Genomic DNA, 25,359 nt, shown 5'->3' on the forward strand with positions numbered 1-25,359 from the left:
ACCCAAGGGTACGGGGTATCTTTTGGATTTTATTTCTACTCGACCCAAGGGTCGGGGAATTAAACCCAAAGGGCTATCGCCCTGCGATTAAAAAGTAATAATTCAAGTGAGAAAGAATCTTATCAATGCCATCTGGCTGATTACTGCCACAGTGATGTTAGTGGCATCTATCAATTTTACATGCAATGCTCAAGTAGCTGAAATTAGCGTTTACTTGGATACCAAACATGTAGTAGGTGGTATTGATGAGTTCGACCGTGAAAAGTATATTACTATACACGCCAGTCTTCCTAATGATTGGAGTGGAGATCATGCCATAGACGATATTCGTAATGATTTTTTGAATGGCTACGATGTTTACTTTGGACGCGAAACTGGCGGGCTCAAAGGAGCTCTCAATAGAGTGAAAGAAGATCCAAAACGCACAGGGTTTGCAGATATCTCCCATATCCAGCAAATGGGTCTTCAATCCAGAAGGAACTATAGTAAAAATAAAAGTCTGCACCAGTACGAAAATCGACTCAATAACATGGTAATCGGCGCGCAGTTTCATCCATTTTGGGTCGATGGAACTAAGACCAGACAAGGATGGTCATTGTCACAGAAAGACACAAAAAAGCAACCTCTGGGAACTGCAACAGGTGAGTTCATGGCTCACTATATCAAAGAATTTTTTGGAGGAGAAGGTCATCCTCGACCTAAGTATATCGAGGTAATCAACGAGCCCATGTGGGATATTTTACCTAGAAAAGAAAGAGGTATTGCTGAAAAAGAGATTCCAGCCGTTCAGAAGATGGCCAAGTTTCACACTACTGTAGCTCGTGAAATAAAAAAAATAAATCCAGATGTAATGGTAGGTGGCTATACCTGCGCATTTCCTGATTTTGAGTTTTATGATTTCAAGAGATGGGAGTATAGATGGAAACAATTCATAGACCTTACAGAAGATGATATGGATTTCTGGTCATTTCATATATATGATCAGCCATGCAAACCGAAGTATAATAAAGGTAAAATCAGCTATATCAAAAGATATCGAAAGGGAAGTAATGTGGAAGCTACACTAGATATGCTTGAGCAGTATAGCATGATTAAGTTAGGTAAGATTACTCCTATGCTGGTTACAGAATATTCTACACAAGCACACAGATACAAGGAACTAGCTTGGACTCCTTGGAGAGACTATCTCTATGTGAAAAGTGCGAATTCTTTGATGATGACTTTTATGGATCATCCACAGTCTATTGCTGCTGCGATTCCATTCATTATGTTGAAATGTGAATGGGGAAGAAATAAAGAAGGTTACCCATATCGTAGTCGTTTATTTAGACAAGAGTTTGAGTTAGAAGGAGAGACTGGTGACCAATGGGTGTACAGTGATATGGTTAAGTTTTACCAACTGTGGTCGGATGTAAAAGGAAAACGGGTACAGATTAAAACTGACAATCAAGACATTCAGGTGGACTGTTATATAGATGGGAAGAAGGCTTATGTTATTCTGAATAATCTAAAAGAAGTACAAGTCCCTGTAAAGCTCAACCTCTTTGGACAAGGTCAAAATGAGCTAATAGCTATCAAAACGAAACACTATTATTCCCCTTTTAAGCCCGTTGAGACAGAAAGGGAAGGAATAATAGAACAGAAGACCTTTAAATCAGCAAAGGAGTTTGTAAATCTAGAACCTGAGGGAACTATGATTTTAGAATACAATTTTAGCGAGCCTGTCTTAATCAAAGAAACCTCTGAAGAAACCAAATACTACGCGACAGATTACTATAAGCCCATTGAGGCAGGTCAGAGGGTAAGTTTTACGATCAAAGACGTTAACAAAGTGAAATATGGATTTGCGACTCTTAGAATAGGAGTAGGGCGCGATCATGGTTATTCTCTCAATCCTATCATCACTATCAACGGAACCAAAGTTAAGGTGCCTGAGAAAGCTTATTCAGGATATGATCAGGCTCCTAGAGATCGGTTTTATGGAGTATTAGAAATTCCTGTAGCCTATCAGTTATTGAAAGAAAACAATCAAATAGAGATCTCATTTCCAGATACAGGTGGACATGTAGCAAGTGTCACAATGAGAGTCTTCAACGATAGCAAAGATCTATCAAAAGAAAATTAGTAGATAAAAAGACTGAATATGAACTTAATGAAAATAAACAAACTATTATTCTTTGGGCTATTTGCGCTGCTAATCGCTGCCTGTAGTTCAAAAAATCAGGAACCAACTCAGGCTTCCTCAGAGATAACAAAATACGAACCCAATTGGGAGTCAATTAACAGACACAAGGCTGCTCCTGAGTGGCTCGCTGATGCCAAATTAGGAATGTACTTTCATTGGGGCCCATATAGCGTGCCAGCCTTCGGTAGTGCATGGTATCCACACAATATGTATAAGGATAAGAATAGAGTTCGAAGATATCATGAAGAGAACTACGGCAGTATCTATGAGTTTGGTTACGAAGACTTTATTCCGATGTTCAAAGCTGAGAAGTTTGATCCAGAAGACTGGGCTAAATTATTCAAAGCTACCGGTGCGAAATTTGCCGGGCCAGTAGCCCAGCATCATGATGGATTTGCGATGTGGGACAGTGAGGTCAATCCGTGGAATGCAGCTGATATGGGACCTGAAAGGGATATTTTGGGAGAAATATTTAAAGCTCTTCGCAAAGAGGGTTTAAAGACCATTGCAACGTTCCATCATGCCAGAAATGGTCAAAGAAATGCAAAAGACACGGCTGAATGGAAGAAAGCATATGACAGTCACTACGTCTATCACCCAGATTTACCTACTTCGACTACTGATCCTAAACTGAGAATGCTATTTGGTAATTTCGAGACGATAGAGGAGTTTAATCAGTATTGGTTAGATCAAGTAGTAGAAGTTATTGACAAGTATAGCCCAGATATCTTGTGGTACGATTCATGGCTCAACCTTATCCCAGAGGAAAAGAGAATGGAAATGATGGCTTATCATTTTAATAATGGATTGAAACAAGGAAAAGAAGTAGCGACAGCACATAAGCAAGAAGATTTACCTCTTGAATCCAGTGTTTTGGATTTCGAACAAGGTGGTCGTGGAGATGTGCACCCTTTACCGTGGATGACGGATATTACATTAGGGAAGAGACGGTGGATGTACGTAGAAGGACACCCTTATAAAACTGCCGACTTAGTAGTAAGAAATATGATTGATGTATGGAGTAAAAATGGAATTGTTTTACTCAATGTATCGCCAAGAGCCGATGGAGTTATTAATCAAGAGCAAAGAGATGTATTGAAACAAATAGGAGACTGGATGGACGTACACGGAGAGGCAATTTATGGAACACGTCCACATGTGTTGTTCGGATATGGTCCATCTAGAGGAGGTGATGGTCATAATGGAGCTTTCTCATCCACGGTAAACTATGGTGTAAAGGATGTAAGGTTTACAATTGCTAAAGACAAATCAGCGATGTACACTTTTCTATTAGGAGTACCAGAGGCAGGTGAAAAAGTATCATTCAGATCAATTGGAGGGTATCATAGAAATATTCCTCCAGGGAAAATCAAAGATGTTAAGCTATTGGGATCTGATGTAGACGTAGAATGGAGTCTAACCTCTGGAGATTTTTTTATTACCATGCCAGATGTAGAATACAATCCTATTGCGACTGTATTTAAACTGGATTTAGAAAAATAACACTTAATTAAGCAGTCTGTAATTACAAACTATGAATCAAGAGAACGATGTTTGTCACGCAATCCAATCTTTCCAATTCAAAGAACAAAAACGTGTGACTTTTAACCTCTTCTCAAATATTGCCTTGTAGTAGACAAGGCTATAAACTTATTAAAATTGCTATGAAACCATTTATTCACGACGATTTTTTATTGTCAACAGATACTGCAAAAAAGCTTTATCATGAGTACGCAGCTAATCAACCAATCCTCGATTACCATTGTCATATTTCTCCTCAAGAAATAGCCGAAAATAAGCAATTCAGAAACTTGACAGAGTTATGGTTAGCTGGGGATCACTATAAGTGGAGAGCTATGAGGACTAATGGTATTTCTGAAGATGCCATTACTGGAGACCTTAGCGATTGGGATAAGTTTTACAACTGGGCCATCACAGTACCATATACCTTGAGGAATCCACTTTACCACTGGACACATATTGAATTGAAAAGAGTATTTGGGATCGATAAGTTGTTGAATAAAGATACAGCTAAGGAGATTTGGGATACCTGCAATGAGATCCTTCAAAGACCGGATTTTACCTGTCAAGGATTGATTAGAAAGGCAAATGTTCAACTTATTTGTACGACTGATGATCCGATAGATTCACTAGAATACCATCAGCAGATTAAAGATTCAGGTTTTGAAGTATTGGTACTGCCAGCATGGAGAGCGGATAAAGTTCTAGCAATAGAAAATTTAGGGCCTTTCAACGAGTACCTAGATAAGCTTGCTGAAGTAGCGAGTGTAGGTATTTCATCCTATGAAAGTATGATGCAAGCCTTGCAAAATCGTCATGACTTCTTTGCAGAGATGGGATGTAAATTATCGGATCATGGATTAGATAAGTTTTTTAGTCAAAAATATACTGCTGAAGAAGTAGATGTAATCTTTGAAAAGGCAAGAAATGGACAACCTATTTCTAAGGAAGAAGCGGATAAGTATAAGTCATCAGTCCTTTACGACTTAGCAGTAATGGATTACTCAAAAGGGTGGACACAACAGTTTCATGTAGGAGCTATCAGAAACAACAATTCATTTATGGAGGAACAAATAGGTCCTGATACTGGATACGACTCTATAGGTGATGAATTAGTGGCTCAGGACATGTCAAACTTTCTAAATGGTCTACAAAGTGAGGATAAGCTTTGTAAAACCATTTTATATAACCTGAATCCAGCTCATAATGAGGTCTACGCTACTATGATTGGAAACTTCCAAGATGGCAAGACTCCAGGTAAAATCCAATGGGGATCTGGCTGGTGGTTTTTAGATCAAAAGGATGGAATGGAAAAGCAGATGAATGCATTATCCAACTTAGGTTTGTTAAGTCGATTTGTAGGCATGCTGACAGATTCCAGAAGCTTTTTAAGTTACAGTCGCCACGAATATTTTCGTCGTGTTCTTTGTAATCTACTAGGCAATGATGTCGAGAATGGTCTAGTTCCGAATGATGAAAAACTTCTAGGAGAAATGATAGAAAATATCTGTTATTACAATGCCAAAGAGTATTTTGGATTCTTTGATTAAATAATGCATTGATCATTAAAATGTTTTTCAGATTCAAAAAACAACTCTTTTAATAAGTTAAAAAAGGGGGGATAATACTAAAGCTGCAGGGTTCTACTTCGCAGCTTTCTTTTTATTTTTATATTGATGTTCAGATAATTTTATAAGAGCAGCAACTTAGAAAATGTGCATGATGATGATGAATAGAAGAAAAATTATTCCTTATTCAAGGGTAGCCTTATACAGTTTTTTATTGATGTTTAGTATCGGGTTTGAGCAGGTGGCTTTAGCTCAGGAAGATCCAAAAGAGGTAGAAATGATTAAGGCTGATGTAGCCAAAAGAATTCCGAGTTTTGAACTGAAAAAAATAAATTACAGACCTTGGGATTTTTATTGGGCTATGGGAGTAGGAGAGATGATCCCTGGCCTAAGAACAAGAATGAGAGTAGACTATGATTCTAACGGTCAATGGGTAGAGTCTAGGCAAAGTATTCCTCGATCAGCTAAAAATGCCAATGATCTAATCGGTGATATGGTAGGAGAAGAAATGAGAGAGAGTTTTAGAGGAGCAGATTATATTCAGAGTTATCATTCTGATCCTTACTATTTAGTTTCCATGAAGTCAGGAGAGGTTTATTGTCTGAATAAAAAGTTTAAGAGAATGAAATCAGGTCCTATGCATATCAAAGGTATTTTGACTAAGTCTGTGAAAAAGGATATTGTATCAAGATTGGAAAATGTGTACATCCTAGAAGGAAAAAAAGCAGATGAGCCTAACTGTTATCAGTATCAGGTGGTGTTCAAAACTGATATTGTAGATTATCAAAAAGGTAAGATAGTATATACTGAAGATGGAGAATGGTACTATACCCGCTACTATATGAATAACTATGATTTCCTTCCATTAAACCTAATGATGTATGTAGCTGATAGAGGAGGATTGAAAAATTTTGGTAGGTTGAATTATGACAAGAGCAAAGAAGGAGAGTATTTTTCTATTGAATTCAAAGATGGAAATGTCATTAAGATGAACTCTGACTTCGAAGAAATAAAGTGATACTTAAGTTTAGTAAAAGATGCTATCTCATTAAGTTGTTTGAGACAGCACCTTTTGTTTTTAACTTTTGAGAACCTATTGTTTTATTACTTTTCTAATAATCTGACCTTGTTTATAGTTCACTTCTAAGAAGTAAACTCCAGCTACTAACTTAGAAGTATTTATTCCTAGATTTTCAGAAGAGTCAACACTTTTACTTAAAACGGTGTTTCCATTTACATTTTTGAGTTTCACTTCTACAGTACCTTCAATTAAGTTATTGGGGTCAATCGAAACCTGAAGAAATTGATCAAAAGGGTTAGGGTAAACGATGCTCTCAGTTTCAATAATAGTTCCTTCCTCTAATTCTTCAGTAATGTCTCTGCTATTAGAAGCGAAAGTAGTGCTGGTGATGTTAGCTCCAGCGTTGAATACTCTCTCTCGTTGCCAGTTGGCCTTACCTTCCCATGCACCAATAGCAGGAGTAGTTTCAGTAGTAATTCCTGAAATTACAATACCGTCATTGTTATAGGCTGAGTTAGACTTAAGTCTATAATTACCATTGTTTGCATTTACGAAATGATCCGATGCATTTATAACTGTTCTATTTCGAGCACCACTGATGGTATAATTCAGAGGAGACTTCGCAACTTCCAAAGTGAAGTTGTAAAAGCTTGATTCAGTCACACTATTTGCCCCTGCACTTACACTATTGGATCCACCTTCCATTAGTATGTTATTTTTAACGTTGCAATTGTTAACGTCAGCCGGGGTATTGCTATGATGCCAAAAGGTCATGAAGTAATCATAGTTCCAACAAGTGTTATTATAGTAATCCATTTTCCGAGTTAGGTTTCTGTTTCTCGGTCCTAGATACATGACATCTCCTTTACTCTGCGTTTCCTGAGGTTGCCCATTCGATTTCAACCTTTTACTTACATAGCTGTCTCCTTTGATATCATAAATTAGATTGTGATGTACGGTGTAATTGTCCACATCCTCTAGATACAAAGCGACTACTTTTTGTCTGTTGTATTTTGGGTCTGTATCATAAGCAGGAATCCCACTAATGCTATGAATCTTATTCCAGGCGATAAGGGTGCCATTCATGTTGAGTTGAGCAGATTTCCCAGTACTAGTGAACATAATAGAACCAGCATCTTCTCCCATACTCATAGCATGGTGAAATTCATTATCTGTGATCTTGGTGTATACCGATTCGGTAGTACGAATATGGAACCTTGAAGCCTTACCAAATGTGTTGTTGGTCACTTGGGTATTATTCCCATTATTTTCAAGAGAAATGGTGAATTGTCCCATCCATCCTATGTCCTCCAGTATACAGTTGTTGATTTTCGTGTTGTCAGACCCTTTAAGGATGATTATTCCGCTACCCCAAGTATGACCTATGTAACAGCTTTCAAATTTAGAATTGTCAGCGTTATCCAGAACAATACCTTGTCTGAATACACCATATTGCCTTCTGTAATGAAAAGGAGTCATGTATGTGAAAGTACATCGGGTAAATGATGTGTTGCTAGAGTTTTTTAATTCTACTTCCCCAGCCTTGATATCAATATCCTCAATGGAGACATTATTAGCTCTTACTTTTAAAGCATATTTTCTCTGTCTTACTTCAACGCCTTTACCAGACATCGAGCCGCCAATAGGTTTGTAATAAAGTGTGTTTGCAGTTTTCTTGTAGAACCATTCACCATTGTAGTCAAGCACAGAAAGATCCATGATATAGCCAAATCCTTCAGGAGCCGAATAAGCCGCTGCTTCAGCCCAGTTGTTTCCTTGAGTATTGAAAGCTTTGAAGGTTACTAGTCGATTCCCTGCTCTTTTTATATTTCCGCCATCTTGAGAATATGAAAAAATATTATTTCGAAGCTTTCCGATAAACCCTCTTAAAATGGCTTCATTCGAAAACGTTACATTGGGTAATTTTGGAGTGCCATTGTGCCAAGAGAAAGTGACTTTTCCAGTTTGATTAGCACCAGAAGGTTTACTGGCATTTAGTAAAACAGCAAACCCACTTTTCTGATCGAGTGGATTCATCATTTCTCTATTCGCGCCAGACATATAGTTTTTCACTGGAGCGGTATTATTCGGAAACCTAGCAATTTGCTGATGTTGACCATTAACGAATAATTGAGTGAAGTCAGTCTCTACATTATTCTTGTTCAAGGTCATTTTAAAAACGCCTGGTCTACTATTATCAGCTTGCCAACTTGCGCTACCATACCAATTAGCACCTGAGATTGATACTATATCATTTCCTCTTGGTCTGATAGTTACATTGTTTACATTGACAGTCACAGTCTCTCTATATACTCCTTCATGCACAAGGATTACATCTCCTGATGTTACTAGTCCGTTATTAAATAAGTAACTAATGGTTTTGTACGGTTTGGAACTTGAACCTCTTCCTGAGAGCGCATTAGTTCCTGATTTTGCTACGTGGACAGTTGCCGCGTAGGTAGTTAAGGTAAAGGATAAGAAAAGTGCATACAATACACTTCCTCGCCCTAATAACTGGGTAAAGTTTTTCATAGTCTTAATCATAATTTGTAGGTAAACACCGTAATTTATTGTGGTATAGTGGTTTAGGTAGGGGTGGGAAAGAATGAAAATAGAGACGTTAAGTTATTACTCAGTAAATGTTAAAACCTGCCGTATGGCAGTTTTTGATAATATTAACTTAACACATTAGCGTTTATAAACTTTACTGCATTAACTGAAAAAGTGTGATTCAGGGTTTTTTAGCGGTGTTTTGTTAAATTTTCTTTTAATAGAAGAGGAGATTTTGCCTTATCATAACTTGAGTTAAGAACGTTTCCGTTTTTGTCTATTAAGTACCTAGTTCGTGACCCTAGAAAAATTGAATATCCGAGTTACCCTATTTCATTCAAGCCTTGTGAGTAGAAAATGTCCCCCTTTACAGGCTATGCAATTATTCCAAGTCTATTTCAGAGAAGTTTGGTCTAACATATTGTCAGATATAGAGTCTCCAAATTCCCGTTGTCTTAAAAGTCGATTTTCCATAGACCTTTTCTTTTGGAAACCTTAGGAGAACTCCATACCTGTCTATTGTATATGATGTGTCTTAAAATGATTAAGGTAATTAGAGGTTCACAATCAGATGATTTTAGTGGTTGAAGAATATGTTCTAAAATCAATTATGATTCTCAGTCATACAAGTTATAGAGGATTGTATTCAAAAAGACAGCTTAAAAACAACGGCTTTACCCCCCATGTTGGAGTACGCATTTAAGAATTATTGATGTTTATAAGCAAATTATGATTTCACCCGTAACTTTTTTTGCTTGAGGGGATTTGGGTAGGTATTTCTAAAGAAATGGTGGGTATTTATAAATCATTCTGTTTTTGCCAACCTTATTCTTATTTCTAACAACGGCAATTGCCTACTGGTATCATTAGATTGATTGTACAACTGATTTTTAACTAAACACATTTTCAAATGAGAACTAAACGTTTACTCATTGTGGCTCTGATGTGTCTATCTATTGTGCAGAATAGCTGGGCAGGAGGGCCAAACTACTATCAAGGCAAAGGAAGAGTAGCCTTAAGTTCGGATGGCAATAAGCATGATAATGACGACATGCTAGCGACCATGATGACACTGATGATCCTCGCTAAAGGAGGGTTGCATGAACAGACGGTGTTGTATACCTATGCAGACCATGTCTGGGGCAGTGAGAGCAATGATCTTGCAAGAATGAAAGCCAGTATTGAAGGTTCTGATGATTATTGGAATTTTTGGAATACCAAATTCATGGCAGCAGTAGAAGATCCTGACGCAGCGTATGATGCTTTCAAAGATGAGATAGTTAAGTCCACTTCTGATGACCCATTGTTTATTGTGGCAGCAGGACCTATGCAAGTTGTAGGGGAAGGACTTAATAGAGCTAATGCAGAACTGGGTAGCTCACTTAACCATGTAACCGTCATTTCACATTCGACTTGGAACGAAAGACACTCAGACAGTCCCGCCAATGGTGAAAATCACAGTGGCTGGACATGGGCTGAAATGAAAAACTCTTTTGGGTCTAAGGTCAACTTTGTAGAGATCGATGATCAAAATGGTGCTGAACCAAATCCGTATGGAGACGAAAATGACTTCAGCGCATCCTGGAATAAATGGACTTGGATGAGTACACATCCTGATCCTTCAGTCAATTGGGTATATACTAGAGGTAAGTCAATTTTAGGAAGAGGAGACTACTCTGACGCAGGAATGCTCTATTATTTGATTCATAATGATGAGTATGGTAACTATAACACACTGAGAGACTGGATAGGTAATGAATTCATACCCGTAGGTACAGATGATCCCGGAGCAGTCAGTGGAGTAGTCATCAACCCAAGTTATCATCTAATAGCTGATATAGGTGGAACGGTTCAATTAAATGCAGTAGTCAGTCCAGCGACTGCCACTGATAAATCTGTAGTATGGACCACCAGTAATAGTGCTGTAGCTACAGTCAGTACCTCTGGATTAGTAACTGGCGTTAAAGCAGGAACGGTTACAATAACAGCCAAGACGAATGATAGAGGCTATACCGCCAAAGCGACCATTGATGTAGGTACTGTGGACGGCAGTAGTTATTGTGTAGGAGATGATTTTATCAGCTTCGAAGCAGAAGCAACCAATTCTGACCTTGGTAAATGGGTAATTCGTCAGCCTAGTCATCCTCAATACATTGAAGGGACTTCAGGAGTATTACCATTGAATAACGCTTACCTAGAGTATACAGGAGGAACAGAAAATGGCAACACTTCAGGACAGGATATTCTGATTTACAAATTCACACCTAAGACATCAGGCAATTATAGATTGACAGGTAGAATGGCTCAAAACTTACAAGGAGCAGTTTGGGATAAGTGTAATGATATATATGTGAAAATGGCGGGTGATTTCACCTCTGGGAATAACGCCTCATTGAGTATTTTGACGAGCTGGTCTAAGCTCTATGGTAGGGGCCATGATGGAGGAAATCCACTGAAAGGAGACTGGGGAGCATTTGTCAAGCTTGATGTTAATCATACTAAATACAATCCTGTCTATAACCTCAAAGCTGGCGAAGAATACACCTTCTCAGTCAGTGGTAGAGCACAGCGAACAGCTATTGATTACTATCTATTTGTCAAAGAACAAACAGGAGTCACCATAGCTGAAAGAGCTGATTTGGCCACTAATACTCCCGTACGAATGCGTCCAACTTGTACACCTGTGGTGAACATTTGTAGTACGATCAATGCACATGACTTTGATGACATAACAGTTGCAGGATACGACCCTGCTACTAAAAATACAGTACCGGGAACTCCAGCGGATGGAGTGAACAAAGGAGCAGAAATAATCGGTGCGGCTAGTAGCAATGGTCTTACTCAGCCGATTGCAGCAGAGGAAACTTATACCGGTGCAGATGGCAATGTCTATTTTACTGTCAAGGCTGTAGGAGAGCCAGATGGAGAATGTACTTACGCAGTTTACCTCAATGGAACTAAAGTAGGAGAGAAGCAAGCTGCTAGAATCTTTGGAACTTCTACACCAGCCTATACATATGAAGATTTACTGATGAATGATACTCCTATCGCTATCAAAACTGGAGATGTGATCAGAGTCACTTCAAATCAAGTTTCAAATAACCTAGTTCCAGAAGGAAATGGTTTTGCAACAGCACGAGGAAGGTGGAGAAGTTTGAAAGTATGTGATACAAAAGATACTACTGATCCTCCAATAGATGATGAAGTAGTAACTATTGTAAGTTCACCCGCTTCTATTCTACCTACAGCACTCGAAGTTCCTGTGACTGTAAGTTATACAGCTGAGGCAGGTCGCGATATCAACGTAGCTATCAAGACACCGCAAGATGTTTACATTGCGAATAATCAAATAGCTGTAGGTGCTGGAACTAGTCAAACGACGATCACAGTAACCTTACCTCAAGGATTAGCTATAGCTGATGATTACATTATTGATGTAGCGCTTCGCCCAAATGGAGGTAACTGGCAGACAAATATTGTTGAGGATGATACCACGTTTGATGTAGCAGAAGAATCTGCAGATGAGGCTATTTCAATAGTGAGTATTCCCACTTCTATCACTGACTCACAAACCCAGATTCCGGTCACGGTAAGTTATACTGCCAATGAAGCTAGAGATATCAATGTGGCCGTAAGAACACCGGGAGATACATACATCGCCAATAACCAAGTCAATTTTACAGCAGGATCTGGTCAGTCGACGATTACAGTTTCACTAGCGTCACCATTGACAGTAGCCAGTGACTATATTATTAGCGTAGCCTTAAGGCCTGTTGGAGGCAATTGGCAGACGAATATTCTAGTAGATAATGGCACATTCGATGTTGTACCAGCTAGTGTAGCTGTAGATGGCGTGACTGTCAACCCTGTGAGTGCTACTCTTGACTCACAAGGAGCGACTCAACAACTGAGTGCTACTATAAGTCCAGCTAATGCGGCTAATCAAGGTGTGACATGGTCCTCTGACAATGATGCAGTGGCTACGGTAGATGGAAATGGATTAGTGACCGCAGTGGCAAATGGTACAGCAGCAATTACTGTTACCACTGATGATGGAGGTTTCGAGGCTGTTGCCAATATCACCGTAGCTATTCCTGTAAGTCAAACAGTCAATTTGAGTGCTATACAAGATGCTTACTTACAAAACTCCACTCGATTCAACTCTACAGACCTAAGAGTAGAGTCAGGAAAGAGAGTAAGCTATCTGAAGTTTGATCTGAGCTCGTTAACTTCTATAGAAAGTGCTGAGCTAAAACTAGGAGTTAGCTCTGACGCAGGAAATGGTGTGATTCAAATAGCAGCTGGAAATGGCAATAGCTGGACAGAATTGAATTTATCTACTTCCAATGCCCCATCTTCAAGTGGCGTACTAGCTACCAAAAATTCTACCTATGCTAAAGGAAGTACTTATGTATGGACCTTGGATCATACACAGCTAACAGCAGGTGGAGAGTTGACTTTAATAGTATCTCAGGTATCTGGTAATGATGTATCATTCGCTTCGGATGAAAACGGCAACGCTACTCTGAGACCAGAACTAACGGTAACGGGTACGGCATCCAATGCTAGAATAATAGATGAAGATTCAGCTATTGACAGGCCTGTGATATCCTTCTATCCAAATCCGTCATCAGGTATAGTAAACGTAAAGTGTGAAGAAGGAGCAGTCATCATGATTATGAACAATGTGGGTGGTATAGTAGAAGCTCAAGTTGCTACTAAAGCTGATCCAGTATTGAATCTGACAGGCCTGAGTAGTGGAACCTATTTGATTCAGATCAACTCTGATACAGGTAATGTGACACAAAGACTTATCATCAAATAACTCTTAATTATTGCGCACAACAATGAGGAGGCTTCGGCCTCCTTTTTGTTTTAAAAGAATACTTGTCAGGGAGATAATTTATTGATTTAAAGCAAATTGAATTAAGTAACCGTTGTTTAGTAAAAAGTTGTGTGATTCAAAGATACATATGGTTATTTCTCACCTAAATGTTGGGTAAATACAAATCACACTCTTTTCGACAGCCCCAATTTTTAACTCCCCATAACTACGTTTTTCACTTATCAAATCGACATCTGTATTTTTTAAATTCTGTAGACAACAATTTTCAACCAAGCACACCATAATATGAAAACTAAATGTTTACTAATTGTAGCTATGATGATTTTATCTATTGTTCAGAATAGCTGGGCAGGAGGACCTAACTACTATAAAGGCAAAGGAAGAATAGCCTTGAGTTCTGATGGTAATAAGCATGACAACGATGATATGCTCGCTACCATGTTGACACTAATGATCCTTGCTAAGGGGGAGTTACATGAACAGACAGTGCTCTATACTTATGCAGACCACATCTGGGGTAGTGAAAAAAATGATCTAGCTAGGATGAAAGCGAGTATCAATGGTTCAGATGATCGCTGGAACTTTTGGAATACCAAATTCATGGCAGCAGTAGAAAACCCTCAAGCAGCCTACAATGCATTCAAAGATGAGATAGTCAAGTCTACCGCCAATGATCCTCTCTTCATAGTAGCAGCTGGCCCTATGCAAGTCGTAGGTGAAGGTCTCAAACGAGCCAATGCAGAACTCGGCAGCTCACTCAATCATGTGACTGTCATATCTCACTCTACTTGGAACGAACGACATTCTGACAACCCTGCCAAAGGTGAAAACCATAGTGGCTGGACGTGGAAAGAAATGAAGAATAACTTCGGATCAAAAGTCAACTTCGTAGAGATAGATGACCAAAATGGAGCCGAGCCAAACCCATACGGAGATCAGAATGATTTCAGCGCATCATGGAACAGGTGGACTTGGATGAAAAACCATCCAGACCCATCCGTCAACTGGGTGTATACTAGAGGTAAATCTATCCTAGGTCGAGGAGATTATTCAGACGCAGGAATGGTGTACTATCTCATTCACAACGATGAATTTGGTAATTACAATAAACTCAAAAACTGGATAGGAAGTGATTTTATACCTGTAGGTAAGAGCAACCCAATAGTTAAAGAACTGATATCTATCGCAGAACTGCCGGCTACTGTATCTCCTACCACGCTAGAAATACCAGTCAAAGTAAGTTATACTGCCAAGACAGGACGCGATATAGATGTAGTGATCAAAACTCCACAGAATGTGTATATCACCAACAAAACCGTATCAATTAGTGCTGGTAAGAAGCAAACCACTATCAAAGTGAAGTTGCCAAATGGACAACCAGTAGGCAAGAATTACCTAGTTCGTGTGGCTCTGCGTCCCAAAGGAGGTAATTGGCAGACCAATATTGTACAAGAAGATGCATTTTTCGATGTCGTATCAAAACCTAAGAAGGAAGCTATTTCGGTCGTCAATATCCCTGCTTCTATTACCAATGCTCAAACTCAAATCTCGATAAAAGTAGGGTATACAGCTACGACAGGACGTGATATAGATGTTGTAATTAAAACACCTCAGAATGTCTACATTACCAACAAAACCGTGTCTGTAAGCGCAGGAACTAAACAAACGACAATAAAAGTTACATTGCCGAAAGGGCTGGCAAAAGGGAATAATTACCTAGCTCGTGTCGCACTCCGTCCCAAAGGTGGTGATTGGCGAACAAACATTGCACAAGAAGATGCATTCTTTAATATGGTTGCATCCAATGCTAGAGTAATAGATACTGATGAACCGTCAATAGCTCAAGTTAAGATTTCTTCTTATCCTAATCCCACAACCGGTATCCTGAATGTTACATGTCAGAAAGGGGCTGTTATCAAAGTAATGAATGCTGTGGGTCGAGAGGTAGACTCACATATTGTTACTACTACCAATACAGTATTGAACTTGGAAAGCCTTAGCAAAGGGACTTACTACCTCAATATCAGTTCAGGCAAGGGAAGTCAGACACAAAGACTGATAATCAAGTAAAAGAAACGGCTTTATTTTGTATACAAATATGGGGAGGCTTTGGCCTCCCTTTTTGTTTGTTAGTTTTAACCAAATCTTAAAATTTAGAATAGTATTGTTTAAATCAATCTTTAGCAAGAATCGGGTTTTCTAACAATGGGATCAATTCTATTTTCGTCACGAATAAAATTAGTTGACTCAAGAAGAAGAGTTGTCATTTAGAAGTTGACCCTAATGAACGAGCAAGAACTTATCAATTACAATAGAATCGCTGAAGCTATTGAGTACATACGACTTCATCATACTGATCAGCCAACACTGGATGAAGTAGCCAATAAAGTGCATGTAAGTCCTTTTCATTTTCAAAAAATGTTCACCGAATGGGCAGGAGTCAGTCCCAAAAAATTCTTACAGTTTATCAGTATTCAACATGCCAAGCAAATATTGAAAAGTTCTGAAGCCACTCTATCAGAGACAGCATACCAAACGGGACTCTCAGGTACCGGTAGATTGCATGATTTATTCGTGAGAATAGAAGGTATGACACCTGGGGAATACAAAAGCAAAGGAGAAAGCTTGAGTATAAACTATTGCTTTGCTGATAGTCTGTTTGGACAAATATTAGTCGCTTCTACACACAAAGGGATTTGCTACATGGGCTTTTCGGATGATAAAAAAGAAGCCTTTTCAGAACTGAAACAGCGCTTTCCAAAAGCAAAATTCATCCATCAGACCGATGAAATTCAACAAAATGCATTGCAAGTCTATAATAAAGATTGGAACGCATTGGATACCATCAAACTCCACTTGAAAGGGACAGAGTTTCAGTTGAAAGTATGGGAAGCCCTTCTGAAAATACCAACAGGTAATCTAGTCACTTACGGTAATGTTGCTCACCTTATTCAAAAGCCCAAAGCCTCTAGAGCAGTAGGTACAGCTATTGGCAATAACCCCATCGCTTTTTTGATCCCGTGTCATAGAGTCATACAATCCACTGGGGTAATAGGCGGGTACATGTGGGGAACTACCCGAAAAACAGCCATTATTGGATGGGAAGCATCAAAACAACACGTTTCAAGCGACTCCCATGATAGCTAGTATCGAAGAAAAAATAAAAGCTACCAATTGGGAATATGTATCAGAAACTATGCATGATAGAGGCTATGTTACCATCCCGAATGTACTGACTGACCATCAATGTGAGGGGTTAATACAAGAATATAGTAACGAAGCACTGTATCGAAAAACAGTGGTAATGGAGCGTTACCGCTTTGGAATAGGCGAATACAAGTATTTCGACTATCCGTTGCCTAAAATTATTCAAACCTTAAGAGAAATCACTTATCCCTACTTGGTACCAATAGCCAACCTATGGATGAAAGCTTTGAAGATAGATAAAGTCTTTCCTCCCTCTTTGGAGGAGTTACATCACCAGTGTCATCAGAGTAAGCAATTCAAGTCCACACCATTGATATTGAAATATGGTAAAAGTGGGTTCAACACCCTCCATCAAGATTTATATGGAGAAGTTTATTTCCCTCTTCAGGCTGTTCTTTTTTTGAACCAACCCAATCAAGACTTCACAGGAGGAGAGTTTGTTTTGACACAGCAAACACCAAGAGCCCAATCGAAAGCGATAGTTCTACAACCTAATAAAGGTGATATGGTCGTTTTCACAACTAATTTCCGACCTGTAAAAGGGTCAAGAGGATATTATAGAGTAAATATGAAGCATGGTGTGAGCGAAGTCAATAGTGGAGAACGACATACCTTGGGAGTTATATTTCATGATGCGATAAGTTAGCTAGATGATAAAACACGTAGATATGCATGATGTAGCGCTTCATCAAAAAATAAAACAAAAGGAAGTCGTCTACGGAGGAAACCAAAAATTGAAGATATACGGTACATTGAAATGCAGATCAGGCAAAAGAATGAAAAAACAAAACCGTGTGTTTTTCAAAACCATTGAAGAAGCGAAAGAGTTAGGTTTTAGGCCATGCGGACATTGTTTACGAGATGAATATAAAACTTGGAAAGATGGACTTGTTTGAAACTTCAGAGAATGAGAACATACTACCCTTCGACGGAGAAGTGAAGTATTATGGTTCGATATTGAATATTGAAAAAGCTAGATATTATTACGACCGATTGTTCGAAGGCATTCAATGGGAATGTGACAAAGCCATCATTTTTGGAAAACTGATCTATACGAAAAGGAAAGTAGCTTGGTATGGAGACAAACCATTTAGCTATACCTATTCCAAAACTACCAAATCAGCTTTGCCATGGACGAAGGATCTTTTGGAACTCAAAGCGTTGGTTCAAGAGAAGACAGGGGAGTCGTTTAACTCTTGTTTACTGAACCTCTATCATGACGGAGAGGAAGGTATGGCTTGGCATAGTGATGGCGAAAAGGATCTAAAGAAGAATGGAGCCATAGCCTCCTTGAGTTTTGGTGCCGAACGCAAATTTTCATTTAAGCATAAAGAATCAAAACAAACAGTATCGGTTCACCTAGAGAAAGGAAGCCTATTGGTCATGAAAGGCGAAACACAGACACACTGGCTGCACCGTCTACCACCCACTAAAAAAGTAAGAACACCTAGAATAAATCTGACCTTTCGAACTATTGATAGATAAAGTAATATGAATTTAGACTTTGCTAGATTTTTGATTGTATCAGGGATTCTCTGTTAAATCATATATGCTCTTGAGCCGAGCAGGCTTCTACTTTCTTTCTTTACAAAGAAAGTAGACAAACAAGAAGTCAACCCAAAGCAGGACTAAATCCTAGCCTGTCTACTGCACATAGGATTATACATGTCCTTGTAAAGTACAATTAGGATTAATGAGTAACATTGTAAACTAATATTAGTATTAGTGTAAAACCCGTCAACTTTCTTAGGACGCCTCACACACTTTGTTGAACAGACTCGCTGACTTTCGCGAAAGTTCCCTGCAGCTTGCAGCGCCACGTCGCGAGCCCGCGAAACTCTCCTGCACATTGCAGCTTTGCGTCGCGAATCCGCGAAACCACCAAACAATCTACATGGCCTCGTCGCGAATCCGCGAAAGCTTCAAACACACTGTAACTCGACGTCGCGAACTCGCGAAAACTTCCTGCAGGTTGCACGAGCCTGTCGCGAACTTGAGATAGTCTCTAACATATCTTCGTGCAAGGAGCATCTAAAGTGTTGCAGGGAGGTTATCTAGCGCTGGAATAAGCAGGTTTATACCTCCTCAAAGCATCGTTATCCTTCCAGAAGACAAACTTATGGGATTTGGCATATTTCAGATTATTTTTGGCTAACTGTTGTATGAAAATAATCGCCTAAATAGTATCCAAGTACTAGTGATCATAGTAACAAACAACACATTTTACCCTTACCAATGAGCAAAGAATACGTATCTAAAACGTCCGTTGAAATAAAGGCGACACCACAGAAAATTTGGGAAGCACTAATCAAGCCTGAGATCGCTAAGGAGTATTTCTTCGGCGCAGAAATTACTACAGATTGGAAAGTAGGAAGCCCTATCAAATTCAAAGGAGAGTACAATGGGAATAGCTATGAAGAAAAAGGTATTATCCTAAATGTAGAACCTAATATCCAGCTCCAGTATTCTCATTGGAGTCACTTCGATGGACTACCAGACCTACCAGAGCACTACCGTACATGGACATTTGACATCACCCAAGAGAACGATAACACCACTTTGGCAGTAAGTGAAGACAATATCCCTACTGAAAAACAAAAGAATCGATCAGATGAATTTTGGAATGGCGTACTTACCCAGGTCAAACAGATCGTTGAATAGTAGATTCGTTTTAATAGACGATATCGTCGTTCAGAATTAGAAGGGCATTTTTGCTACTCATTATCCTGAAAATCAATTTTATAAGTGTGAGAATTGGTCACTAAATAGCAGTGAACATCGTGAAGCATCTCATTAAGGCCTTAGAACACCGTCATCGCGAGCACAGCGCGGCGATCTGCTCGACTAGGGTAGTGCTTCACCTGAATAGATCACTTCACTCTGTTCGTGATGACGTTGTCTCCCGAATAAGCAGGGACGAAACATCTAACTAATTCAAATTGAGCTACGAGCAGTATCTGCCAGATCCCTGATAGCTTTTCTCTACTATCGTGAGAAAAACTTCAGGGATGACGATTACTTTTTTACCTGTGTTAGGCTTTGTTTTTAGAAGTGAAGAAGCAACCTGAGTCCATTGCTTAAAAAACATAAAAAGTAAAATGACCGTCATCGCGAGCGCAGCGCGGCGATCTGTTCTGGTAGGGTAGTGCTTCACTTGAACAGATTACTTCACTCTGTTCGTGATGACGAAATTCTTACGGTCTTTATTTATACAAAAACGCAGTCAAGTTGAGTACGGCGAAACATCTCACTAAGACCTTAGAAGGCCCTTCGTTTGAGCTCAGGGTGACGGTTACCTTTTTTAGGTTGTGAGCGACTTTTAGAAAAGGGTAGACAAGCGATTTACTATCGCTAAACTCACCTCATGTAAGTAGCAAACCAACTAGGTTACTCGAAGTAACCTAGTTGGTTAGTCATTTGTTATGTTCGAAGCGGGAACGGAACTAAGGCAATACACACTATTAAATAAAAAAAGAGGCTGTTTTCCCAAGCCAAAAAACCATCAAGAATAGCAAAGCGAAACATCTATTAAGATCTTAGAAGACCCTTCGCTATGATTTAAGCTTGACGAAATTTTCAACCTTTGAAACAGCCTCTTACTAATCATCCAATCATACGAGATTGGTTTGAATAGAGGTTAACTACTACCGAAAGCCAAAACAGCCCTTAGTTGGTAGGTTCGAAGTTTCTAGTGCGGAGCCTCTAGAAAAACCACCACATGATAAGACATTGTCTGTTTCCCATTCGCTCAAATCTTGATTAAAGAGCGTTGCAGAATAAAACATATCAAACATGTTTGTAACGCTAGATACATTCCAATTTAAAGGCTGATTAAAGGAAGAAGCTTGATAAAACATTCGACTCATAAAGGTAACGCTCGATACATCCCAGTGACTTAAATTCTGATTAAGTGATCTAGCGTCTCGAAACATAGCCCCTAGATTACTCACATCACTCAAATCCGGAGCGTCAGTAGCGGTTACTTCTAGGTTGGAACAACCCCAAAAAGCGTTAACCATTGTTTTCCATTCTGTATCTCCCCAGCTTATTACATCTTGTATGTTTAGTATAGAGCCTTTATTGTTAAAATAAATAGCAGGGAATTCACCAGTAATTTTTACGATATAGGTTCCTGCTTCAGTATAGGTATGTGAAGCATCTCCTGTATGTGATTCTATATCACTTCCATCTCCCCAGTCTACTGTGTAATCATAAGTATAATTAGATTTCGTAGGTATAGTAATCGCCTCTGAGGCTGTAGAGGTTTCCCATCGAGTGATAAACGGATCATATACCTCTATCAACTTAATAGTGATTATTGCTTGTGCAGTTAGCTCTCCATCTGATACTTCTACAGTGATCTCATGACTATTTATGGCTTCGTAGTCTAGAGACATTCCCGATGCTAGACTTAGTCTACCATCAGTTGATAGTTCAAAAACATCGTTGCTATTCTCTACTAGAGTATAGGTCAATGCTTGCTCGTCTGTAGCGATGATATTTCCTATCTCTACGTCTTCAGCAATATCTTCTGATACTGTGAAGGATTGATCAGCCATTGATGGAGCTTTATTTTCTTCCTCTGGTTCTAAGGGTGCTTCTGGTTCGTTTGGTTCTACAGGCTCGTTTGGTTCACCAGTTATTTCATCGACGTCTAAGACATTGATGGTGATAGTAGCTTCACTGGTTTCAGAAGCGTCTTTAACTTGTACAGTTATAGTATGGCTCTTGTTCGTTTCGAAGTCTAGACTTTTGTCTGCAGCGAGAGACAGTTCACCTGTAGCGGTGATTTCAAACAGATCGTCTGCGTTCTCAGAGATAGAAAATGATAATTTATCTTCCTCGGCATCGGTAGCAGTCACGGTACCGATTACTTCTTGATCAGAAGCATTTTCTAAGACAGAGAATGATTGATCTGCGATTTCTGGCGCAGTATTTTGGCGTCCAGCATCGTTCTCATCACAGGCGAGTATTCCAATGACAGTCAAGATGACTGATAAGGCTAGTAATTTTAAGTTTTTCATAAAAAATGTATTGATGATTCTCAAATAACGCACGGATCATCTAATCCATACGGGTATAATTAATTGTGGAGGTTAGGATGTCTTTTTTTAGTTATATATGATATTGCAAAAGTGCATTTTCAATTTGTGAAAAAATTGTAGTTTTCTTTCAAGGAGCATTTTTTTTAAAAAAATTGGAGGTGTATTAAATAGGTTACCTCAGAAGAGAATGGTAAATGAGGCTTCTCAATTTTCTAAGCCGAAAATGAGGTGAATTATTACCTACTCCTATAAGTTTATACTCTACTATTTAATGAGCAAAACAAAACGAGACTATATCAAACGAATCAATGCAGTCTTAGACTTCATAGAAGAAAATCTCAACGAAGACTTGTCACTTCAATTGCTATCACAAAAAGCCAACTATTCCCCTTATCATTTTCATAGACTATTCTCAACAGTGGTCGGCGAGCGACTCAATGAATACATTACTAGGAAACGTATCGAACGAATAGCGTCCATCGTGCTAGTTCGACCCCATCAAGCCTTAAAAGAGATTGCTTTTCAATATGGATTCAACAGTGATAATTCATTTTCAAGAGCTTTTAGAAAATATTACGGTGTTACCCCCACGCAATTTAAGTCCAAAGGCAAAGAAGTACTTAGCAAGATCGGTATAGAACCATTTTCTTCCGAAAAATACATTTGTTCTATTGATAGCATAAAGCAATGGATACAGATGAATGCTCAAATAACAATAAAAGAACTACCCAAAATGGAATTAGCCAGTATGTCTCACTTTGGAGAATTTGATCAGGTAGGAAATATGTTTCAAAGATTAATGGAATGGGGACATAGTAGAGGTGTGTTGCCTAATGAAAACTTTAGCGCCATTACCGTCTATCATGATAATCCTAATGTCACGGAGCTATCCAAAGTAAGACATAGCGCTTGTGTCACTACCAATAAGAAAATAGCATCAGATGGTGAAATTAGGCCTTTAACTATAGAGAAAGGTATCTATGCCGTAGGACGATTTGAAATATTAGGACAAGACATACCCCAAGCATGGAAAAGCATGAACACATGGGTGATCGAAAATGAATATGAGTTCGGAGACGGACAGTACTTTGAAGCCTATCTCAATGATCCCAAAACACACCCCGAAGGGAAATGCATGCTCGAAATCTCTATCCCACTACAGAGCACAAAGAATCTTGTGCTCGGAAAGAAAGACAGTTTTAAAATATCAAAAAGCAGCTCGGCTACCATCCCATTGGACTATCATACTTTGGTAGCCTATATGAAAGAGCTGAAAGCACATATTCAAAAAGGGTATGATACTTACTTCAAGTATGGTAGCATTTATTTAGGCAATCCAGACTATTCGTATTTTTCCTTGACCACCGAAGATTTCAAAAGACAAAAGCTCAAGTTTGTACTAGTCTTGAGTCACAAAACGTCCACGTTTACCATTTGTTTATCAGGTCAAAACAAAAGTGTTCGAAAGAAGTACTGGGAGATGTTTAGCTCCAGTGACTGGAACAAATACCCATTAGTCGAATCAGTAGAAGACAGCTTATCTATCATCAACCATCAGATCATATACAATGCTGACTTTAACAATAGAACTCAACTGACAGAATTGATAGAGAGAGAAGTATTCGTATTCATAAATGACTTGAAAGAGATACTTGGCTGATCAATGAAAAAGTAAAGAAGAAATGCCAAAGGCTTAAGGTTCATTCAGCTATCTCTAGCTTTTAAAAGATATTGGTCAATCAAGTGAATTTGTTATCCAAATTGACCTTAAAGGTTATCATTCTATTATTGAAGATATGACTAGTTTTACCAAGTCAACTTTATCTATGAATGGTGACTAAAAGCTAAATACTATGCCGCATTGTATTATCGAATACTCTAGTGATCTAGATAATAATGAACGAATCAAGGAAACCGTTCAAATAGTCACAAGAGACTTAGAAGATTCGGGGTTGTTCGACAAAAGTTCTATTAAAACGAGAGCAATACCATACGCAGTCTATCTAGTAGGCGGCGAAGAGAAATCATTTGTTCACCTTACGATCAAGATACTCAATGGAAGATCGTATTGTCAAAAAAAGGAGTTGAGCAGCAGGCTTTTGAATACTTTAATAGGGCAATTTGATATCGAGAATATTACAGTAGAGGTAACCGAAATAGACAAAAATACTTACAGTAAAAAAACAGTAGCAGTATGACAAAAAAGGCGTTGATAGTCATTGATATGCAAAAAGGATCTTTCACTCCACAGACTCCGAGGTATGACACTGATGGAGTTGTATATCGAATCAATCAGCTTGCTGAACAATTCAGGAAATTGAATAGCCCCGTTATCTATGTTCAGCACGATGGTACTGGATCAGGTGAGTTTGAAAAGGGAACTACAGAATGGGAGAACTTGGACGAGCTGGAGGTACGATCTTCTGACATCATAATAGATAAATACGCCAATGATGTGTTTTATCAGTCTGACATACAAGGCAAGCTTTCTGATTTAGGTATTGAAGAATTAGTCATCACGGGCTGTGCGACAGACTTCTGTGTGGAGTCATCCATACAGTCGGCACTGACCAAGGACTATAGCATTACTGTAGTAGAAGATGGACATACTACGGGAGACCGTCCAGGTTTATCAGCCAAACAAGTGATCGATCACTATAATTGGGTTTGGAAAAATATGATTCCTACTAAAGGCACAATAGTGGTGAAAAACACAGCGCAAATTTTAGAAAATATTCAATAAGGTACATAGCTGAAATTATTCCTAGAGATGGTTTCACATTTTGTTTTCCCTTTTTTCTAAACTGATTTTAGAAATATAGAATCTCTATCTTTACAGCCTGATTTACTAATTCACATATCTATTCGATTCTTCCTTCATGGAAGATCAGATTAAGGCTTTGAAAGCAGGATAGCCTTCAACCAACGGATGGCTCTATCCAATCCTAATAATATTATTCGTACGGAAGTACTTCTAAGAACTCTAATATTCTTGATAGACTTGAGAAAATGGGGGTATATGAAATTGAAAGAATAAATACTCTTATAGAGAAATATATCTCCATTGATCCATTGAGAATATTAGACATAGGCAGAGGTACCGGTCACTCTACTAGAAATAATACAAAACGATTCAAGCCTATTGGCATTTAGCCCTCAAATGATGATATCAACCCAAAAACAGAATAACTATGAACATTAAAGATAAATACTTAGATCTATTGAAAAAGAATGACGGTCAACTCAATGAAATTGAGCTGGGAGAGAGCATAGGTCTCGATGAAGATGAGATGCAGGAGATCATCTCGATGCTACTTTTCGAATACAAAATAGAGTATGTTCAGCATAGAGCATGTAACTATCGGATCTATAAAAAGTCAGCTGATAAACACTATCGCTGATAAGGTGTCAGCGCT

The 25,359-nt window shown here is 38.7% G+C and carries 17 protein-coding genes; 15 read left to right on the forward strand and 2 right to left on the reverse strand.

The features are described from left to right. The first annotated feature begins 106 nt into the window (after positions 1-106). The 4 genes from DKG80_RS02675 to DKG80_RS02690 all read left to right on the forward strand — a co-directional run bounded on the left by DKG80_RS02675 (position 107) and on the right by DKG80_RS02690 (position 6,292). A complete protein-coding gene (locus tag DKG80_RS02675; protein WP_109829741.1) occupies positions 107-2,125 on the forward strand; it encodes an agarase in 2,019 nt (672 codons plus the stop codon). 27 nt (positions 2,126-2,152) lie between these two features. After that, positions 2,153-3,688 (forward strand): alpha-L-fucosidase, encoded by a 1,536-nt coding sequence (locus tag DKG80_RS02680; RefSeq protein WP_109829742.1) that lies wholly within the window; start codon positions 2,153-2,155, stop codon positions 3,686-3,688. A gap of 161 nt (positions 3,689-3,849) precedes the next feature. Next, the gene (gene uxaC / locus DKG80_RS02685) at positions 3,850-5,256 is read left to right on the forward strand and encodes a glucuronate isomerase (RefSeq protein ID WP_109829743.1); all 1,407 of its coding nucleotides are present in this window, start codon (positions 3,850-3,852) and stop codon (positions 5,254-5,256) included. 178 nt (positions 5,257-5,434) lie between these two features. Continuing rightward, a complete protein-coding gene (locus DKG80_RS02690) occupies positions 5,435-6,292 on the forward strand; it encodes a hypothetical protein (RefSeq protein WP_162555638.1) in 858 nt (285 codons plus the stop codon). A gap of 75 nt (positions 6,293-6,367) precedes the next feature. Here the strand turns inward: DKG80_RS02690 and DKG80_RS02695 are convergent, their stop codons facing one another. Then, positions 6,368-8,827: a right-handed parallel beta-helix repeat-containing protein gene (locus DKG80_RS02695; protein WP_109829745.1), complete on the reverse strand. Its 2,460-nt coding sequence runs from the start codon at positions 8,825-8,827 to the stop codon at positions 6,368-6,370. Positions 8,828-9,755: 928 nt separating this feature from the next. Between DKG80_RS02695 and DKG80_RS02700 the strand changes: the two genes are divergently transcribed. The 7 genes from DKG80_RS02700 to DKG80_RS02730 all read left to right on the forward strand — a co-directional run bounded on the left by DKG80_RS02700 (position 9,756) and on the right by DKG80_RS02730 (position 19,559). Continuing rightward, positions 9,756-13,670, forward strand: a complete 3,915-nt coding sequence (locus tag DKG80_RS02700) for an Ig-like domain-containing protein (protein WP_109829746.1) — start codon at positions 9,756-9,758, stop codon at positions 13,668-13,670. A 306-nt stretch (positions 13,671-13,976) separates the two neighbouring features. Continuing rightward, complete coding sequence (locus DKG80_RS02705) at positions 13,977-15,761, forward strand: T9SS type A sorting domain-containing protein (protein WP_109829747.1); 1,785 nt, start codon at positions 13,977-13,979, stop codon at positions 15,759-15,761. Between the two features lie 213 nt (positions 15,762-15,974). After that, positions 15,975-16,838: a bifunctional helix-turn-helix domain-containing protein/methylated-DNA--[protein]-cysteine S-methyltransferase gene (locus tag DKG80_RS02710; protein ID WP_109829748.1), complete on the forward strand. Its 864-nt coding sequence runs from the start codon at positions 15,975-15,977 to the stop codon at positions 16,836-16,838. After that, positions 16,828-17,544 (forward strand): 2OG-Fe(II) oxygenase, encoded by a 717-nt coding sequence (locus DKG80_RS02715; RefSeq protein ID WP_185140154.1) that lies wholly within the window; start codon positions 16,828-16,830, stop codon positions 17,542-17,544. Before DKG80_RS02710 ends, DKG80_RS02715 begins: the two co-directional genes overlap by 11 nt. Before the next feature lie 4 nt (positions 17,545-17,548). After that, positions 17,549-17,794 carry an Ada metal-binding domain-containing protein gene (locus DKG80_RS02720; protein ID WP_109829749.1) on the forward strand — a complete coding sequence of 82 codons (246 nt, stop codon included), beginning with the start codon at positions 17,549-17,551 and terminating at the stop codon, positions 17,792-17,794. Continuing rightward, entirely contained in the window at positions 17,781-18,383 is a 603-nt protein-coding gene (locus DKG80_RS02725) for an alpha-ketoglutarate-dependent dioxygenase AlkB family protein (RefSeq protein WP_109829750.1), read from the forward strand. Before DKG80_RS02720 ends, DKG80_RS02725 begins: the two co-directional genes overlap by 14 nt. 750 nt (positions 18,384-19,133) lie before the next feature. Further along, positions 19,134-19,559 carry an SRPBCC domain-containing protein gene (locus tag DKG80_RS02730; protein WP_109829751.1) on the forward strand — a complete coding sequence of 142 codons (426 nt, stop codon included), beginning with the start codon at positions 19,134-19,136 and terminating at the stop codon, positions 19,557-19,559. A gap of 983 nt (positions 19,560-20,542) precedes the next feature. On the opposite strand, the gene DKG80_RS02735 is transcribed toward DKG80_RS02730, so the two are convergent. Beyond that, the gene (locus tag DKG80_RS02735; protein ID WP_109829752.1) at positions 20,543-21,922 is read right to left on the reverse strand and encodes a BspA family leucine-rich repeat surface protein; all 1,380 of its coding nucleotides are present in this window, start codon (positions 21,920-21,922) and stop codon (positions 20,543-20,545) included. 292 nt (positions 21,923-22,214) lie between these two features. Here DKG80_RS02735 and DKG80_RS02740 point away from each other — a divergent pair, with 292 nt between their 5' ends. The 4 genes from DKG80_RS02740 (at position 22,215) to DKG80_RS02755 (ending at position 25,344) form a co-directional block, all read left to right on the forward strand. After that, a complete protein-coding gene (locus tag DKG80_RS02740; protein WP_109829753.1) occupies positions 22,215-23,603 on the forward strand; it encodes an AraC family transcriptional regulator in 1,389 nt (462 codons plus the stop codon). A gap of 193 nt (positions 23,604-23,796) precedes the next feature. Further along, positions 23,797-24,141 carry a 5-carboxymethyl-2-hydroxymuconate Delta-isomerase gene (locus DKG80_RS02745; protein ID WP_109829754.1) on the forward strand — a complete coding sequence of 115 codons (345 nt, stop codon included), beginning with the start codon at positions 23,797-23,799 and terminating at the stop codon, positions 24,139-24,141. Beyond that, positions 24,138-24,686 (forward strand): cysteine hydrolase family protein, encoded by a 549-nt coding sequence (locus DKG80_RS02750; RefSeq protein WP_109829755.1) that lies wholly within the window; start codon positions 24,138-24,140, stop codon positions 24,684-24,686. The genes DKG80_RS02745 and DKG80_RS02750 overlap by 4 nt, the downstream gene beginning before the upstream one ends. A gap of 448 nt (positions 24,687-25,134) precedes the next feature. Next, positions 25,135-25,344, forward strand: a complete 210-nt coding sequence (locus tag DKG80_RS02755) for a hypothetical protein (RefSeq protein ID WP_109829756.1) — start codon at positions 25,135-25,137, stop codon at positions 25,342-25,344. Positions 25,345-25,359 lie beyond the last annotated feature (15 nt).

Source organism: Reichenbachiella versicolor (assembly GCF_003171675.1).
Lineage (GTDB): Bacteria > Bacteroidota > Bacteroidia > Cytophagales > Cyclobacteriaceae > Reichenbachiella > Reichenbachiella versicolor.

Bases quoted from the DNA above. Each gene is read 5' to 3' on its own strand.
- DKG80_RS02680 (WP_109829742.1), top strand. From the start codon at position 2,153: ATGAAAATAAACAAACTATTATTCTTTGGGCTATTTGCGCTGCTAATC.
- uxaC (WP_109829743.1), top strand. From the start codon at position 3,850: ATGAAACCATTTATTCACGACGATTTTTTATTGTCAACAGATACTGCA.
- DKG80_RS02690 (WP_162555638.1), top strand. From the start codon at position 5,435: ATGAATAGAAGAAAAATTATTCCTTATTCAAGGGTAGCCTTATACAGT.
- DKG80_RS02695 (WP_109829745.1), bottom strand. From the start codon at position 8,827: ATGAAAAACTTTACCCAGTTATTAGGGCGAGGAAGTGTATTGTATGCA.
- DKG80_RS02700 (WP_109829746.1), top strand. From the start codon at position 9,756: ATGAGAACTAAACGTTTACTCATTGTGGCTCTGATGTGTCTATCTATT.
- DKG80_RS02705 (WP_109829747.1), top strand. From the start codon at position 13,977: ATGAAAACTAAATGTTTACTAATTGTAGCTATGATGATTTTATCTATT.
- DKG80_RS02710 (WP_109829748.1), top strand. From the start codon at position 15,975: ATGAACGAGCAAGAACTTATCAATTACAATAGAATCGCTGAAGCTATT.
- DKG80_RS02715 (WP_185140154.1), top strand. From the start codon at position 16,828: ATGATAGCTAGTATCGAAGAAAAAATAAAAGCTACCAATTGGGAATAT.
- DKG80_RS02720 (WP_109829749.1), top strand. From the start codon at position 17,549: ATGATAAAACACGTAGATATGCATGATGTAGCGCTTCATCAAAAAATA.
- DKG80_RS02725 (WP_109829750.1), top strand. From the start codon at position 17,781: ATGGACTTGTTTGAAACTTCAGAGAATGAGAACATACTACCCTTCGAC.
- DKG80_RS02730 (WP_109829751.1), top strand. From the start codon at position 19,134: ATGAGCAAAGAATACGTATCTAAAACGTCCGTTGAAATAAAGGCGACA.
- DKG80_RS02735 (WP_109829752.1), bottom strand. From the start codon at position 21,922: ATGAAAAACTTAAAATTACTAGCCTTATCAGTCATCTTGACTGTCATT.
- DKG80_RS02740 (WP_109829753.1), top strand. From the start codon at position 22,215: ATGAGCAAAACAAAACGAGACTATATCAAACGAATCAATGCAGTCTTA.
- DKG80_RS02745 (WP_109829754.1), top strand. From the start codon at position 23,797: ATGCCGCATTGTATTATCGAATACTCTAGTGATCTAGATAATAATGAA.
- DKG80_RS02750 (WP_109829755.1), top strand. From the start codon at position 24,138: ATGACAAAAAAGGCGTTGATAGTCATTGATATGCAAAAAGGATCTTTC.
- DKG80_RS02755 (WP_109829756.1), top strand. From the start codon at position 25,135: ATGAACATTAAAGATAAATACTTAGATCTATTGAAAAAGAATGACGGT.